This is a genomic window from Streptomyces hokutonensis (genome assembly GCF_000376565.1).
In the GTDB taxonomy this organism is placed as follows: Bacteria; Actinomycetota; Actinomycetes; order Streptomycetales; family Streptomycetaceae; genus Streptomyces; species Streptomyces hokutonensis.
This window is the reverse complement of the sequence record NZ_BARG01000084.1, coordinates 48,149-63,531: the sequence shown is the minus strand read 5'-3', so window position 1 is coordinate 63,531 and position 15,383 is coordinate 48,149. Positions and strand designations below refer to the sequence as shown.

General features: G+C 70.3%; 10 protein-coding genes. All 10 read right to left on the bottom strand.

The window, feature by feature from the left end; all coding sequences use genetic code 11:
- Window positions 1–17: 17 nt before the first annotated feature.
- The 10 genes from fxsT to SSP08S_RS43455 all read right to left on the bottom strand — a co-directional run bounded on the left by fxsT (window position 18) and on the right by SSP08S_RS43455 (window position 15,268).
- A complete protein-coding gene (gene fxsT / locus SSP08S_RS43500; RefSeq protein ID WP_019073934.1) occupies window positions 18–3,953 on the bottom strand; it encodes an FxSxx-COOH system tetratricopeptide repeat protein in 3,936 nt (1,311 codons plus the stop codon).
- Window positions 3,950–5,263: an FxsC protein gene (gene fsxC / locus SSP08S_RS43495; RefSeq protein WP_019073933.1), complete on the bottom strand. Its 1,314-nt coding sequence runs from the start codon at window positions 5,261–5,263 to the stop codon at window positions 3,950–3,952. Before fsxC ends, fxsT begins: the two co-directional genes overlap by 4 nt.
- Window positions 5,263–5,940, bottom strand: a complete 678-nt coding sequence (locus SSP08S_RS57045; RefSeq protein ID WP_019073932.1) for a TIR-like protein FxsC — start codon at window positions 5,938–5,940, stop codon at window positions 5,263–5,265. The genes fsxC and SSP08S_RS57045 overlap by 1 nt, the downstream gene beginning before the upstream one ends.
- Window positions 5,933–6,763 carry an AAC(3) family N-acetyltransferase gene (locus SSP08S_RS57040; RefSeq protein ID WP_019073931.1) on the bottom strand — a complete coding sequence of 277 codons (831 nt, stop codon included), beginning with the start codon at window positions 6,761–6,763 and terminating at the stop codon, window positions 5,933–5,935. Before SSP08S_RS57040 ends, SSP08S_RS57045 begins: the two co-directional genes overlap by 8 nt.
- A 6-nt stretch (window positions 6,764–6,769) precedes the next feature.
- Window positions 6,770–8,902: an FxsB family cyclophane-forming radical SAM/SPASM peptide maturase gene (locus SSP08S_RS57035; RefSeq protein WP_019073930.1), complete on the bottom strand. Its 2,133-nt coding sequence runs from the start codon at window positions 8,900–8,902 to the stop codon at window positions 6,770–6,772.
- A 21-nt stretch (window positions 8,903–8,923) separates the two neighbouring features.
- Window positions 8,924–9,124 (bottom strand): hypothetical protein, encoded by a 201-nt coding sequence (locus tag SSP08S_RS43475; protein WP_019073929.1) that lies wholly within the window; start codon window positions 9,122–9,124, stop codon window positions 8,924–8,926.
- Between the two features lie 273 nt (window positions 9,125–9,397).
- On the bottom strand, window positions 9,398–10,891 hold the full coding sequence (locus tag SSP08S_RS43470) for an amino acid permease (protein WP_019073928.1): 1,494 nt from the start codon (window positions 10,889–10,891) through the stop codon (window positions 9,398–9,400).
- Between the two features lie 137 nt (window positions 10,892–11,028).
- A complete protein-coding gene (gene dxs, locus SSP08S_RS43465) occupies window positions 11,029–12,957 on the bottom strand; it encodes a 1-deoxy-D-xylulose-5-phosphate synthase (RefSeq protein WP_019073927.1) in 1,929 nt (642 codons plus the stop codon).
- A 206-nt stretch (window positions 12,958–13,163) separates the two neighbouring features.
- Complete coding sequence (locus SSP08S_RS43460; RefSeq protein ID WP_019073926.1) at window positions 13,164–14,483, bottom strand: sugar ABC transporter permease; 1,320 nt, start codon at window positions 14,481–14,483, stop codon at window positions 13,164–13,166.
- Window positions 14,480–15,268 (bottom strand): ATP-binding cassette domain-containing protein, encoded by a 789-nt coding sequence (locus SSP08S_RS43455; RefSeq protein ID WP_078532725.1) that lies wholly within the window; start codon window positions 15,266–15,268, stop codon window positions 14,480–14,482. The genes SSP08S_RS43460 and SSP08S_RS43455 overlap by 4 nt, the downstream gene beginning before the upstream one ends.
- Window positions 15,269–15,383: the final 115 nt, after the last annotated feature.

Sequence of the window (15,383 nt, the reverse complement as noted above, 5' to 3'; positions counted from 1 at the left end):
GCCGGGCGCGGGCCGCGTCAGATCGGGTGCGGGTCGAGCTCCAGGCCCACCCGCTGACCGGCGCGCAGCCGGACCACCTTGGAGTGCTCCCCGCCGAGCTTGTCGCTCAGCCCGTCGAGGCTCTCCCGGGCCAGTTGCTCGGCCTCGGTGGTACGGCCGATCTCCCGGAGCAGGATCGAGAGGTTGCCCCGGCAGGTGAGGGGCGTGGGGTGGTCCGGGCCGAGCCGCACGCACAACTCCTCATACGCCTGGCGGTAGTTGCGCTCGGCCTTCGCGACCTCGCCGAGGGCGGCCTCGGTGTTCGCCAGGTTCATCTGGCAGTTCATGCTGAACGGGTGCTCCGGTCCCATGGTGGTCTGCAGCGCCGTACGGGCCTGTTCGCACACCTCGCGGGCCTCGACCGGCCGGCCGGTCGACAGCAGGTTGATGCTGTGATTGACCGCGCAGGCAAGCGTGTTGGGGTGGCCCTCGCCGAGCGCGGCCCGGAACCGGCCGAGCAGTTCGGCGGTCTCCTCGCAGGCCTCTTCGTGCCGGTCCGCCGCCGCGAGATGGCCCGCGTGGCCGAGGCGCACCACCAGCGTCTCGGGCGAGGTGTCGCCCAGGCGCCGCCGGAAGATGTCCAGGACGCCCTGGCTGAGCTCGATGGCGTCGTCCAGCATGTCGAGCCGGCGCAGTGTGATGGCGAGCGCCTTCGCCGCCTCCATCGCGGGCGGTGACTCCGGCCCGAGTTCCACGGCCGTCTCGTGGACGGCGCGCAGGGTCTCGTGCGAGGCCTCGTACTCGCCGCAGGAGCGCTGGTCACGGCCGAGGTTGATCAGGGAGAACAGCGTGTAGGGGTGCTTGGGGCCGAGCGTCTGCGCGCGCAGGTCCCAGGTGTCCTTGTCGATGGTCTGCGCCTCGAAGCAGTCCCCCGCCGTGCGCATCGACACGGCCAGGTTGTTCGCCGCGAACAGCGTCCGGGGATGGTCGTCTCCGAGGAGGTCCACGGAACGCCCGTAGGTGTCGCGGTCGATCTCCAGCGCCCTACCCACCCGGCCGACCGCCCGCAGGTCCGCCGTCAGGCTGCCCGCCGTCATCAGCGTGTGGTTGTCGTCGTCGCCGAGGGCCGCGCGCTGTCGCTCGTAGACGTCCTCGTCGATCTCCAGCGCCCTGCTGTACCAGCCCTGGAAACGCAGCACGTTGGCCATCTCGAAGCGCAGGTGCAGGGTCCAGCGGTCGTCAGGGCCCGCCTCCTTCTCCCACTTGATCAGTAGCTCCTCGGCGAGCGACACGGCGTCCGCGTACTCGCCGCGCGCCCTCAGGTAGCGCAGCCACTCGGTCATCAGCAGCCGGATCCGGTCGTCGAGCGAGTCCTTGGTCCACGGTGTCTTCAGGTGGGGCCAGATGGTGTTGTAGCGCGACCAGTTGTCCGGGTGTTCCACGTCGCTCTCGGAGGGGCGCGCACCGCTGAGGACGTTGCGCACGACGCGCAGCGCCTCTTCCTGTTCCTCCTCGGACATCGACGAGCGCACGGCCGCCTGCACGAGCCGGTGCACCTGGATGCTCTTGCTCTTGCGGTCGACCTTGGCGAGGGCGTAGCGGTGCAGTTGCTGGATGGCCCGGGACACCAGTGCGGTGCCGGCGCTGCCCGGCTGGAGTTCGTTGAGGGCGTCGCTCATCTCCCTGCCGTGCACCAGGTTGAAGGAGATGGGGTCGGCGCCGAAGTGCGAGCACAGCTGCAACAGCCGTAGCGCGAAGGGGGAGTTGAGCTGCTGGATGGAGATGTTCCAGGTCGCGCCGACCTGCAGCGGGTAGTTGCGGGAGTCCTCGACGGCTTCCAGGGACGCCAGTTGGGGCTCCAGGAGTTCGAGGTACTCGGCGGCGTCCTGGCCGGTCTCGTTCAGCCAGGCGGCGGCCTGGTCGACGGCGAGCGGCAGGTCGCCGAGGGCCTCCGCGACCCGGTCCGCGTCCTCGGCGCTGATGGCGGACACCCGGTGCAGCAGGTGCTCGACGCTCTCCGTGCGGGAGAAGACGTCGACCTCGACCCGCTCGCCGATCTGGGCCCAGCCCTCGTTGCGGGTGGTGATCAGCACATGGCCGGCCGGGCTGTTGACGAGCAGTCGCTCGATGGACTCGGGGGTCGTCGCGTTGTCGAAGATCAGCAGCCAGCGGTCGTACTTCGCGCCCCTGCGCAGTTCGTCGCGGACCGCGTCGGCGGTGGCGCTGATGCTTTCGCGTTCGTCGACGCCGAGGTGGGAGGCGAGTTCGGAGTACTGGCGCAGCGCGAGGTCGCCGAACTCCGCCTCGATCCACCAGACGACGTCGTAGTTTCCGCGGTAGCGGTGCGCGTACTCGGTGGCCAGCTGGGTCTTGCCGACGCCTCCCATGCCGTGCAGGAGGGTGGCGGTGCCGGTGTCCGAGAGCCGCAGTCTCAGGTCCTCCAGGAGCTCGGTGCGTCCGGTGAAGGCCGCGTTGCGCACGGGCACGGACCACACGGGCGGCTCCGCGCCGGGGAACCGGGGGCCGCTGCCCGAGCCGTCGGCGGGGTGCTCGCCCTGCACGACCTGGGCGTCGAGGGCCCGCAGGAGGGCCTTCCTGGCCTGCGCCTCGGTCATGTTGCTCAGATGGATCGGCATCCGGTCGGAGAAGGGGTGTTCCAGCCGGGCGTCGCTCACCCGGACCGGCACCAGGGTGCGGCGCGAGCCCATCGGGTCGGCGGTGGCCACGGCCTCCCAGACCGCCCTGGCCTGCGGGGACTTCTGGTAGGCGGCGGACAGTACGGCCAGGGTGCGCGAGGCGCCGCGCACCTTGCTGTCGGTGTCGTCGCGCAGCGGGACACCGGCGGCGAAGCCGTCCTCGGAGCGGGCGTCGCCCACGGTGAAGCCCGCGTCGGAGAGGACCCGCCTGATCCAGTCCGCCCACATCTGGTCCTCGGGCACATGGCTGAGGAAGACATGGGTGGGGTCCGGCGGCCGGCGGCGCACCACGGTCTTGAGGTAGTTCTGCCGTTCCTCGTCGGTCATCGGGACCAGCGAGGTCACCTCGCCCTCCGTGATGACCGCGGTCAGCCGCTCGCAGGCGGCCAACAGCGAGGCGTGCGTGCCGGGTTCGTCGCGGAAGGTCGCGAGGATCTCCTCGTAGGCGTACGTGGGTTTGTACGGCACCTCGACGTTGCCCCAGTAGCTGCGCGGTTCGACGTGCGGGGTGCGGACCAGCAGCTGGTCGAAGGTGAGCCGGACCTTGGCCCGCGCGGCCTCCAGCCGGTCCGCCTCGGAGTCCTCCACGCGCATCGGCACCGGCAGGATCCGGATGCGCCGCTCGCGGTAGGTGTCCTCCACCCTGCGGGCGACTGCGGCGGCGCCCTCGATGCTCTGGTTGTTGTGGGTGAAGCAGTTGACCAGCACATCGGGGAAATGGATGGTGCAGATGTCGGAGACGTCGCTGAGACCGGTACGGCTGTCGACGAGGACGTAGTCGTAGCCCTGCCGGAACTGGGCGCACAGGGCGTCCAGGAACTGGCCGCCGTACTGGTCCTCGTAGAAGCGGTTCCAGTTGAACTGGGAGAAGATCGAGGAGTAGTTGCGGTTCTGGCGGCCCGCCGAGAGGTAGTCGAGCCGGCCGCCGCCCGGGAAGCTCCACAGCAGCGGGGAGACCGCGTTGCCGATGTCTGCCTGCTCGGCGATCCACGCGTCGTCGATCTCGGCGCCGTGCATGGCCTCGAACTTGAGCACGTAGTCGTTGATGATCTCGAGCACGCCTCGGCGGTCGTGCGCCGCGTTCGGTTCCAGGAACGGGTCCAGGAAGCGGCTCAGTCCCGGCGCCTCCAGGTCCCAGTCGACGACCAGGACCCGTTTGCCCCGCGAGGCCGTGATCCAGGCGGAGTTGGCGAGTGCCATGGTGCGACCGGTGCCGCCCTTGTAGCTGTAGAACGTGACGATCTTGCCGCCGTCGGGGCGGGGGAGCACGCCGGTCACGGTTGGGCCTCCTGGTCACCCTGGGGATCGGCCTCGTCCGGGGCGGGAGCGACCGGTCCGCCGGGAGCGGCGTGGGGGCGCTTCACCGACGCCGGGGGCCTGGGTGAGGATCGTAGTGGACGGTTGAGGTATTGCTGGGCCGCGCTGTCGGCGAGTTCGGTGAAGCGGGAGTTGAACGCCTCCGAGCTCTCGATGCCGGCGGCGGCGCCGCGCTGGATGGCCCGGCCGCTGCTCAGCCGCCGGGGCAGCGCGGACCGCAGGAGCGCGGCGAGTTCCTCGCGGGCGTTCCTGGTCTGCGGGTCGTCCGCCAGCGGGGTCAGCACGGTCACCCAGGGCAGGTCGCGGGCGTCGAAGGCGCGCAGCCGGTCCAGGGCCGTGCGGTCGTGCAGGATCCAGGGGTCGAGGATGAGCACCCACGGGCTCCTGGCCTCGCGCTCTCCGAGGAAGACGGGTTCGGCCTCGTCGTAGGTGTGGATCTCGGTGGCGAAGCCGAGATTGCGGGCGAGTTCGGCGGTGCGTTCGGCGAGCGGGGTGGCGTAGCCGTCGCTGAAGGGCTGCCAGTCCCGTGGCTCGCGGCCGTACTTGGTGTCACTGCGGTCGGGTGGCAGATGGTGGACGTCCGGGGCGAGCACGGCGATGCCGAGCGGGTGCCAGGACGAGGCGGCGAACGCGTCGGGGACGGTGTCCAGATCGGTGAACTCCGTTTCGTCCGGGGTGGGTTCGGGTGCCCGGCGGACGGCCTGCACGACGCACTGGGCGATCCTGCGGACGCACTGGTCGTAGTACTCCGGGTGGTCGTAGTACTGCCGCAGCCCGTACAGGCCGCCCTTCGCGTAGCGGACCTGCGCGTCCTCGGCCACGCGCACAGGTGTCACCGGCCGCTCGGGCACGGGCAGTCCCAGGTCGACGGGGACCGGGCGGGCGGTGGTCGGCACCGGCGTCCACAGCGCCGGGATGAGGGCGCCTCGCGGGGCGCGGTGGGTGTAGGCGTACCACTGGCGGCCGCAGTACACGTCGGTGAAGTAGCGGCGGGTGATCAGGGGCACGAAGCTGCGGCAGCGGTGCAGGGCGCGTGCCGTCTCGGGTCCGGCGCGGTCGGCGGCGCCGAGATAGCCGAGGGAGGACGAGGGGAAGGGCCCGCTCGCGCCCGCGACCGCCCGGCTCAGGTCGGCGTAGAACTCCCGCACGTCCTTGTCGGCCTCGGGTCGGGCCGCGTCCACGTCGCCGACGGGCGAGGGCACGGGGGCGTAACTCAGGAAGAAGTGGGGCGCCCTGTCGCGCACGCCTTCGGTGGAACGGCCGCCGTGCATCAGTGTTCCTCCCCCGCCGAGCCGTTCGGTGAGTTGACGAGCTCGTCGAAGAGGTCGTCGAAGAGGCTGGGGTCGCACGGTTCCAGTCCGGCGGTGACCGCCACTTCGACGATTTCCAGGGCGAGTTGGTAGACCACCTTGCGGTGGGTCGGATGCCGTCCGTGGTTGCGCAGGCCGAGCAGCCCCAGGTTCGTGTAGTCGGGTCCGAGGTCCTGGTGGTCGTACTCGACGGCCGAGTAGGGAAGGGGGATCTCGTCGGGGCGCAGCCCGTTCCACAGCACCGGGACGATGGCGTTGCGGGTGAACTTCCCCTGTTCGCGCTGGAGTTGCTGGCGCAGCTCGAAGCACTTCCATTCCAGGGCACACCACTTGCTGCTGAACAGGCGCCGGGAGAGCACCGGCACCAGGACCTGGCAGTGGGCGAGGCGGAGCTTCAACTCGTCCTCCCAGCCGATGCCGAGCTGGATCCGGGTGTCCAGGTAGACCGCGGGGGTCTTGGCGTCCAGGTCCGTGATCTGCAGCAGATGGTCGGTCAACTCCGCGTGGAAGTCCCGCAGTTGTTTGTCCGGCGGTCTGTGGCTCTCCGGTACGTGGGGCGTACGGCCGTAACTGAGGAAGCCGTACGACCGCTGGACGCCGCGGTGTGCCCGGTACTTGCCGCCGCCGACCTCAGGCATGGTCGGCCCCCGCGGAGCGGTCCCGGGGCGCGGTGCGGCCGGCGGCCATCCAGTCGGCGGCGGTGTCGACGGCCCAGCGCAGCGGGAACAGCCGGCTGTCGGCGGCGCCGATCCGGCCGCGGGCGATCCGCTCGCGCCCGCCGGGGGCCCGGGTCTCCAGCCAGTGGCCGAGCTGCCCGAAGTCGCTGTCGTCGAGGTCGACGTCGACGAAGTGGGTCCAGCGCGGACCGTCGTCGGTCAGCACCCGGCAGTCGTAGCGGCGGCGGACCGCGCCGGGCTGCCGGTACTCCGCGAGATGGAAGGCCGAGCAGGGCTCGTACCCGACGCCCAGCAGCAGGACGTACGCCTCCTCCTCGTACAGCCGGCCGAGGGGGGAGCGCTCGCCGAGCAGGCAGTCCGGGGCGTGCCCGGAGGTGATCCGGGCGGCCCCGGGGCCGAGCGCGGCGAAGGACGTCTGCGGGTGGGTGCTGCGCACGGCGGACGGGTCGCCCCGTACCACCTCCGCCAGCCGTCCCATGCCGTAGGAGGGGGTGGAAGCCGCGCTGAAGGGCTCCATGTTTTCACGGTAGGCCAGGAGTTGATGTCGTGTCAGGCCTTGCGTCAAGTGGAGGTACGTCCGTGATGTCAGCGAATTTCCCTCGGTGAACGTGGGTACCACCAAGGTGCCCTCGGGGCCGAGCGCGCCCCGCAGCGCGCGCAGTGTCGCGGGGCCGCCGCCGCGGACCCGGCCGAGGGACCGCGAGGACGCGTGCATCAGCAGCGTCATGCCCTTCTCGACGCCGAGTTCGCGCAGATCGGCGGTGAGGGAGACCGCTGTGTGCATCCCCCGTCAGCCTCGCAGCCTGACGGCCATCCGGCGTCCGTAGTCGGTGAGGCCGTCGAGGGAAACGGCCTGCGCCGGGGGGCGGTTGAGGTACGCGGACCGGAGGTCTTCCCTGGACTCGTCGCTGCCGGCCAGGTCGAAGAGGTCCAACAGGGCGTTGAACTTGATCTGTTGGACTCCTTCCACGAGCAGTCCGGCCAACTCCTCGGCGGTGTACGGGAGGACGATGCCGAGGGCGCCGAAGGCGTGCGGGTCGACCGCCACGCCGCCCGGGCCGTCCGCCGCGCGCAGCGGGGTGCAGGTGGCGAGCAGGGCGCGGATCCCTGGCGCGCGGTGCGGGTACCGGGTGCGCAGGTGTGCGCCTGCCTCGGCGAACAGGCGGGCCCAGCGGGCGTATTCGGCCTCGTCAGGCCGGGGTGCGGGCTCGGCGGGGAACCCGTCGCGGTGGGGGTCGCCGTCCTCCAGGAGGACAGTGGCCTCGCCCGTGGCGAGACGGCGTACCGGTTCCCAGCCGACGCCGGTGTCCGGTCCCGCCGCCCGGGCGAGCGGGAGCGGGTCGCGGGCGGGCCGGAGCGCGATCAGCAAGTCGCCCTCGCGCGCGATCAGTTCGGCCGGTCCGTGGCCGGGTGGCAGGGTCAGCCGTCCGATCCCGGGCAGGTGCGCCTGGTCGGCGTCCTCCGGCAGCGCGAGCCGGTAGCCGGAGCCCGCCCGCAGTGCCGTCGCGGCGGCGATCTCGCCGAGTCGCCGGCGGACGGCGGGGGCCGGCAGCCGTCCTTCGAGGGCGCGCACCGCCCAGGTGCCGAGGTGGGGATGGCGCACGGTCCCGGCGGTCTCCCGGGGCCGGTGCCGGTCCAGCCGGGTCACCGCGCTCGCCTCGGGGCCGGGGTAGCGGGCGCACACGGCACCGAGCAGCATCCGGCGGACGCTGGCCTCGGCGGCGGCCAGGGCACGCAGCGCGTCGGCGTCCCCGTCGCCGGAGGCGAGCGAGTCGAAGCCGTGCGCGGTCAGCGTGTGCGGGCGGCTCACCGGCTGCGGGCGGGGAGTTCGCAGGACGTGTCCGATCAGCCGGAAGAGGTCCTCGCAGTAGACGGAGGGGTTGTCGAAGCCGTTGTCGGCCCGGTGGCGATGGCCGTAGAGGCCGCCCCCGCAGATCCGCACCACGGGGCACGCGCGGCACTGCGGGCTCAGCGCCTCCACTCCCCCGTGCTGGGCCAGGAAGCCGGGGTGGGCGGCCGCCTCGTCGAAGCTGTGCCGCAGGACGTGGAAACCGGTGCCGGGCGCGCCTTCCTGGACCGTCTTGAGCCAGTCGGCCTGCTCGATCTCCCCGTCGGTCTCGACGACGACCAGGTCGGGGCTGCCGAGGCCGAGCGCCTCGGTGAAGGACTCCTGACCGTCCCGCCCGGCCTCGATCGAGTCGAAGACACGGACCGGGAAGGGTCTGCCGTCGGCGCGCCAGCGGTCGTGGACGGCGATCAGCCAGCGCGCGTGGGCGGCGCCGCCGCGCGGCGGATGGTCCCAAGTGGCGTGCGGCAGAAGGAAGTCCACGCGCGGCGGGTCGAGCGCGGCCAGTGCCTCGTACACGTCGAGGGGGTCGTTCGCCGTGTCGATGGTGCACAGCAGGCCCGCGAAGGCGCTGCGGTAGGGGGCCGAGCCGAGGAGCCGTACCGCGCGGACGACGGCGTCGTACGAACCGGTGCCGTCGGCCCGCTTGCGGTGGCGGTCGTTCGAGGCGCGGTCGCCGTCGAGGGAGACGCCGGTGCTGATCCCTTCGCGGACCAGCATGCGGCACGACTCCTCGTCCAGGCGGAGGCCGTTGGTCTGCATGCGGAGGTCGAGTTCGCACACGCCGTCCAGTGCGGTGCGCAGGTCCCGGGCGATCCGGGCGAGCCGCTCGCGGCCGGCGAGCAGGGGTTCACCGCCGTGCAGAATGACGTGCACGCGCGGGAGTTCGGGGTGGGCCCTGGCATGTTCGGCGATGCGGGCCACGACCGCCCGCGCCACCTCGTCCGACATCACCCGCGGCCGGCGGCGCCAACTCTGGTCGGCGTGCTCATAGATGTAGCAGTGGTCGCAGGCGAGGTCGCATCTGCTGTGCACCTTGAGGACGAACTGGCGGAACGCTCTTGTCCCGGCGGTCATCGGTCCATGGTGTCCGGGGTGTCAGACGCTGGAGTTGAAGCCGGAGCCCCGTGGCCGCCCGGTCGACAGCAGCCTGTTCAGCGTGTGCTGGTCGATCGACCCCAGGTCGGCCAGCGAGCTGGTGCCGCAGTCGGGGATGTGCGTGGTCAGCTGCGGCGGCTGCGGGGTCGCGGCCCGTAACGCGCGCTGGACCACACCGGATGCCTCTCCGGAATTCGTCATCGCGGTCTCCTTCGCCGGTTCGTGGAATCGCGTGTCGAACGGATTCCCACCGAGTGGAATCGCACTGAGCGGTCGGGAGGTGGCATGTCGTCACCACTCCACCCATCATCGTGGTCGTTTCCGGTCGATACAAGGGCGGCAGAGGCAGCTTACGGGTCGGCCCCGGTACGGCGACAGCCAATTCCGGTCAGGGTGGGCACGCGGTCCGGCCCCGCGGATTCCGCCGGAGCGGGGCCCACGGGGCCGGTGGGGCAAGGCGGTTGGCGACTGTCGTCAGCGGCCCGCCTCCGCCGCCTGCTGCTGTCCGAGCCGGCTGTGGGTGCGGCCGTAGAAGAAGTAGACGACGAAGCCGATCGCCATCCAGATGGCGAAACGGAGCCAGGTCTCGGCGGGGAGGTTGAGCATCAGCCAGAGGGAGGCGAGGACCGAGAGGATGGGGAGGGCCGGGACCAGGGGGGTGCGGAAGGAGCGGGGCAGGTCGGGGCGCTTGTTCCGGAGGATGATCACGCCGATCGCGACCACGATGAAGGCGAACAGGGTGCCGATGTTGACCAGTTCGGCGAGTTCACTGAGGCTCGTGAAGCCCGAGACGATCGCGATGACCACGCCCAGGAGGATGGTCGGGCGGTACGGGGTACGGAAGCGCGGGTGGACGTGCGAGAAGAAACGGGGCAGGAGACCGTCTCGGCTCATCGCGAAGAAGACCCGGGCCTGGCCCAGGAGAAGGATCATGCACACCGTCGTCAGGCCGATCGCGGCGCCGAAGCTGATCAGGCCCGCGAACCACGGGTGTCCGGTGGCCTTGAACGCGTCCGCGAGGGGTGCGTCGATCGACAGGGAGCTGTACTTCTGCATGCCGGTGACGACGATCGACACGGCGACGTACAGCGTGGTGCAGATGATCAGTGAGCCGAGGATGCCGCGCGGTACGTCCCGCTGCGGGTTGCGGGTCTCCTCGGCCGCGGTGGCGACGACGTCGAAGCCGATGAAGGCGAAGAAGACCACGGAGGCGGCGGTGAAGATGCCCATGACGCCGAAGTTGGAGGGCGCCCAGCCGAACATCAGCTGGATGAGCGGGGCCTTGAGGTTGCCGCCCGCCTCCACGGCCTGCGACTTGGGGATGAACGGCTTGTAGTTGTCGCCCTTGATGAAGAAGGCGCCCGCGACGATCACCACGAGGACGACGGCCACCTTGATGGCGACGACGACGGAGGTCACCCGCGCGGAGAGCTTCATGCCGAGCACGAGGATCGCGGTGAGGACCAGGACGAGCGCGGCGGCGAGGATGTCGAAGCCGAAGCCGTGGGCGCCGTCCCGGCCGCTGAGCGCCTCGGGCAGATGCCAGCCCGCGTTGTCCAGCAGCGAGTGGATGTAACCGGACCAGCCGACCGCCACCACCGCCGTGCCGAGCGCGAGTTCGAGGACCAGGTCCCAGCCGATGGTCCAGGCGGGGAGTTCGCCGAGGGAGGCGTACGAGAAGGTGTACGCGGAGCCCGCGACCGGGACCGTGGACGCGAACTCGGCGTAGCAGAGCGCCGCGAGGGCACAGACGACGCCGGCCACGACGAAGGACAGGGAGACCGCCGGACCGGCGTTGTTCTTTGCGGCGGTGCCGGTGAGGACGAAGATGCCGGTGCCGATGACCACTCCGACGCCGAACACCGTCAGATCCAGGGCCGAGAGGGACTTTCTGAGCGCGTGCTCCGGTTCCTCGGTGTCCTGGATGGACTGTTCGACTCTCTTCGTCCGGAAGAGGGTGCTGCTCACGGGTGTACCTCCCACGCTTGGCGTCCTCGACATGATCGAGAGGGGGCGATGTGCGTATGCCCCGACGCGGGCGGGTTCACGCGAATGGGCTGCTTTCACCACTGCAACGAGTGGTGGAAGCAGCCCATTCGGCCGTGTCAGTCCCGGGCCGACTCCACCGAGTCGACCTCCGCCGTGGGCCGGTCGAAGCGGCCGTCGAGCTTCGAGACCAGGCCGGTCACCTGGCGGGCGATGTCCGGTGCGGTGAGGCCGATCTCCGTCATCACCTCGGCGCGCGAGGCGTGGTCGAGGAAGCGCGGCGGGATGCCGAAGTCGCGGAGCGGAACATCCACGCCCGCGTCGCGCAGGGCCTGGGCGATCGACGAACCGACGCCGCCGACACGGGAGTTGTCCTCTACGGTGACGACCACGCGGTGCTGCTCGGCGAGCGGCGCCATGGCCTCGTCGACGGGCTTGACCCAGCGCGGGTCGACGACGGTGGTGGTGATGCCCTGCTTGTCGAGGAGGCCGGCGATCTCCAGGCACATCGGCGCAAGCGCGCCGACGGAGACGAGCAGGACGTCCGGGGCGTCGGTGCCGGGCGCGCGCAGCACGTCCATGCCGCCGATGCGGCCCACGGCGGGCACCGCGGGGCCGACCGCGCCCTTGGAGAAGCGGACCACGGTCGGCGCGTCCTTGACCTGGACGGCCTCGCGGAGCTGGGCGCGGACCTGGTCGGCGTCGCGCGGGGCGGCGAGCCGGAGGCCGGGGACGACCTGGAGGATCGACATGTCCCACATGCCGTTGTGGGAGGCGCCGTCGGTGCCGGTGACGCCGGCCCGGTCCAGTACGAAGGTCACACCGCACTTGTGGAGGGCGACATCCATGAGGACCTGGTCGAAGGCACGGTTCAGGAATGTGGCGTACACCGCGAACACCGGATGCAGACCGCCCGTGGCGAGGCCCGCCGCGGAGACGGCGCCGTGCTGCTCGGCGATGCCGACGTCGTAGATCCGGTTCGGGAAGGCGTCGGCGAACTTCTTGAGGCCGACCGGCTGGAGCATCGCGGCGGTGATCGCGACGACGTCCTCGCGCTCCTGGCCGAGCGCGACCATCTCGTCGCCGAAGACGGAGGTCCAGTCGGCGCCGGAGGCCTTGATGGGAAGGCCGGTGTCGGGGTGGATGGGGCCGATGCCGTGGAAGCGGTCGGCCTCGTCCTGGAGGGCGGGCTGGTAGCCGCGGCCCTTCTCGGTGAGGACGTGCACGATCACCGGGCCGCCGAAGCGCTTGGCGCGGGCCAGCGCGGACTCCATCGCCTCGATGTCGTGGCCGTCGATGGGGCCGACGTACTTGAGGCCGAGGTCCTCGAACATGCCCTGCGGGGCGATGAAGTCCTTCAGCCCCTTCTTCGCGCCGTGCAGCGTCTCGTAGAGGGGCTTGCCGACGACCGGGGTGCGCCCGAGGAGGTCCTTGCCGCGGGCCAGGAAGCGCTCGTAGCCGTCGGTGGTCCGCAGGGTCGCCAGGTGGTTCGCGAGGCCGCCGATGGTCGGTGCGTAGGACCGCTCGTTGTCGTTGACGACGATGACGAGGGGGCGGTCCTTGGCGTCGGCGATGTTGTTCAGCGCCTCCCAGGCCATACCGCCGGTCAGCGCGCCGTCACCGATCACGGCGACCACGTGGTCCTCGCGTTTCAGCACCTGGTTGGCCTTGGCGAGGCCGTCGGCCCAGCCGAGGACCGTGGAGGCGTGCGAGTTCTCGATGACGTCGTGCTCGGACTCGGCCTGCGAGGGGTAGCCGGAGAGGCCGCCCTTCTGCTTCAGCTTCGAGAAGTCCTGGCGGCCGGTGAGCAGCTTGTGCACGTAGGACTGGTGGCCGGTGTCCCACAGCACGCGGTCCTTCGGGGACTCGAAGACGCGGTGCAGGGCGATGGTCAGCTCGACCACACCGAGGTTCGGGCCGAGGTGGCCGCCGGTCTTGGAGACGGCGTCGACGAGGAAGGTCCGGATCTCCTCGGCCAGCTGGTCCAGCTGCTCCAGGCTGAGCCGGTCCAGATCGCGCGGTCCCCTGATGCGGGTCAGCAGCGGCACCCGTGCCTCCTTGCGAGTAGAGCTGATCGAGCTGTTGCCGGGCTTGTCGAGTCTAATGTTCCGCCTTCGCGGACCGCGCCCGGGCTGTGCGTCGTACGTCACGCGATCGGCTGTACCCAAGAACAGCCTGTCCTACGACCTTTCCTGTGACATGACTGTGCCCGGTACCGCGATCGGTACCGGGCACTGGTCCGAAAGGACGCAGGTCAGCCGCGACCTGCCGCCTTCTGGCTCTTGCGGGACACGGAGTCGATGACGACCGCGCCGAGGAGAACGCCACCCGTGATCATGTACTGGATCGACGTGTTCATGTTGAGCAGGTCGAGACCGGTCTGGATCGACTGGATGACGAGCATGCCCAGCAGCGCGGACCAGACGGTGCCGCGGCCGCCGAAGAGGCTCGTACCGCCGATGACGGCCGCCGCGATGGCCAGCATCAGGGTGTTGCCGCCGCCGGCGTTCAGCGTGGCGCTCTGGGTCTGACCGGCGAAGAACATACCGCCGACCGCCGCGAAGCCGCCGGAGATGGCGAACACGGTGATGCGGATCATGGAGACGTTGATACCGGCACGGCGCGCGGCCTCGATGCCGCCGCCGACCGCGAAGACCTTGCGGCCGTACGGGGTACGGCGGAGCACGAAGTCCACGATCACCAGGGAGGCGAGGAAGATCACCAGCGAGTTGGAGACACCGGAGGACGAGTTCAGCACCGCGGCGGTGACGAACGCGGCCACGGCGAGCAGCACGACCCGCAGCAGGATCTCGCTGGTGGGCCGGAAGGGCACCCCGGCGGCCTTGCGGCGGCGCTGGTCGGTGAGCGAGCCGAAGAGCAGGGACGCGGTGCCGAGGGCGGCCAGGATGTAGGCGCCGGCGATCGACTGGTCCATGAAGAACGAGCTCTGGCCGAGCAGGTGCACCGGGCCCTCGTCCGGGATGTTGATGGTGCCGCTCGAACCGAGCAGCCACAGCATCAGACCGTTCCAGCCGAGGAAGCCGGCCAGTGTCACGACGAAGGCCGGTACGCCGATCCTCGCGAAGAAGAAGCCGTGCAGCGCGCCGATGCCGACACCCGTGACGATGGTCAGGAACAGCGCCAGCCAGCCGTTCATCCCGTGGTTGACCACGAAGACGGCGAACAGGGTGGACGCCAGACCGCTGACCGAGCCGACGGACAGGTCGATCTCGCCGAGCAGCAGCACGAAGACCAGGCCGATGGAGAGCATGCCGGTGGCCGACAGGTAGTAGCTGATGTTGGACAGGTTGTCCGCGCTCAGGAACCGGCTGTTCTGGGCCTGGAAGATGATGCCGATGACGATCAGGCCGACGATGACCGGCAGCGAGCCGAGTTCACCGCCCTTGACCCTGCGCCTGAACTCGGTGATGTAGCCCTTGAAGCCCTCATCGCGGACCAGCAGACGAGGGTCGACGACGGTGGCGGCAGCGGTCGCCGCCGTGGGGTCGTCGGCCGGAGCCGGGGCGGTCGGTTCGACCGCGTCCTTCTTCACGGTGCCTGACGTGTCGCTCACTTTGCCGCCTCCGTGCTGCGCACCGCACGACGGGTCACGGCGTTGTCCGTGGCACCGGTGATCGCGGCGATGATCGTTTCCTGACTGGTGTCCTTCACCGGGAAGGAGCCGTTGTTCTTGCCCAGGCGCAGCACGTTGACGGTGTCGGCGACCGCCTTGACGTCGGCCATGTTGTGGCTGATGAGGATGACGCCGAGGTTGCGCTCGCGCAGCCGCTCGACCAGGTCGAGGACCTGAGCGGTCTGCTCGACGCCGAGGGCGGCGGTGGGCTCGTCGAGGATGACGACCTTGGGGTCACCGATCAGCGCGCGGGCGATGGCGACGACCTGCCGCTGGCCACCGGAGAGGCTGGCGATCGGGATCCGCACGCTCGGGATGCGGATGGAGAGAGTGCTCAGCAGTTCGCGGGAGTTCTTCTCCATCGTGACCTCGTCGATGATGCCACGGCGAAGCAGCTCACGCCCGAGGTACAGATTGCCGACGACGTCGAGGTTGTCGCACAGCGCGAGGTCCTGGTAGACCGTCGCGACGCCGAGTCCCTGGGCGTCGTGCGGCTTGTTGATGCTGACCGGGTTGCCCTCCCATTCGATGACTCCTTCATCGATGGGGTGCACACCGGCGATCGTCTTCACCAGGGTGGACTTTCCTGCGCCGTTGTCGCCGACCAGTGCGACCACTTCTCCGGCGTGAACCTCCAGCTCTACGTCGGTGAGGGCCTGCACCGCACCGAATCGCTTGGAGACTCCGCGCAACGCCAGCACGGGCGTAGCGGACACGTGAACCATCTCCTTCGCCGCCTGACCGGCGGGGATGCCGCGCTTGTCAAAAGGCGCGGAGGGTTGTGCCTAGGCACAGATTTACAAGATGAACATGCGCGCGGCCGGTGCCAGTTGGCAACGG

Bases quoted from the DNA above. Each gene is read 5' to 3' on its own strand.
- SSP08S_RS57045 (WP_019073932.1), bottom strand. From the start codon at position 5,940: ATGCCTGAGGTCGGCGGCGGCAAGTACCGGGCACACCGCGGCGTCCAG.
- SSP08S_RS43455 (WP_078532725.1), bottom strand. From the start codon at position 15,268: ATGGTTCACGTGTCCGCTACGCCCGTGCTGGCGTTGCGCGGAGTCTCC.
- SSP08S_RS43475 (WP_019073929.1), bottom strand. From the start codon at position 9,124: ATGACGAATTCCGGAGAGGCATCCGGTGTGGTCCAGCGCGCGTTACGG.
- fsxC (WP_019073933.1), bottom strand. From the start codon at position 5,263: ATGCACGGCGGCCGTTCCACCGAAGGCGTGCGCGACAGGGCGCCCCAC.
- SSP08S_RS57040 (WP_019073931.1), bottom strand. From the start codon at position 6,763: ATGCACACAGCGGTCTCCCTCACCGCCGATCTGCGCGAACTCGGCGTC.
- SSP08S_RS57035 (WP_019073930.1), bottom strand. From the start codon at position 8,902: ATGACCGCCGGGACAAGAGCGTTCCGCCAGTTCGTCCTCAAGGTGCAC.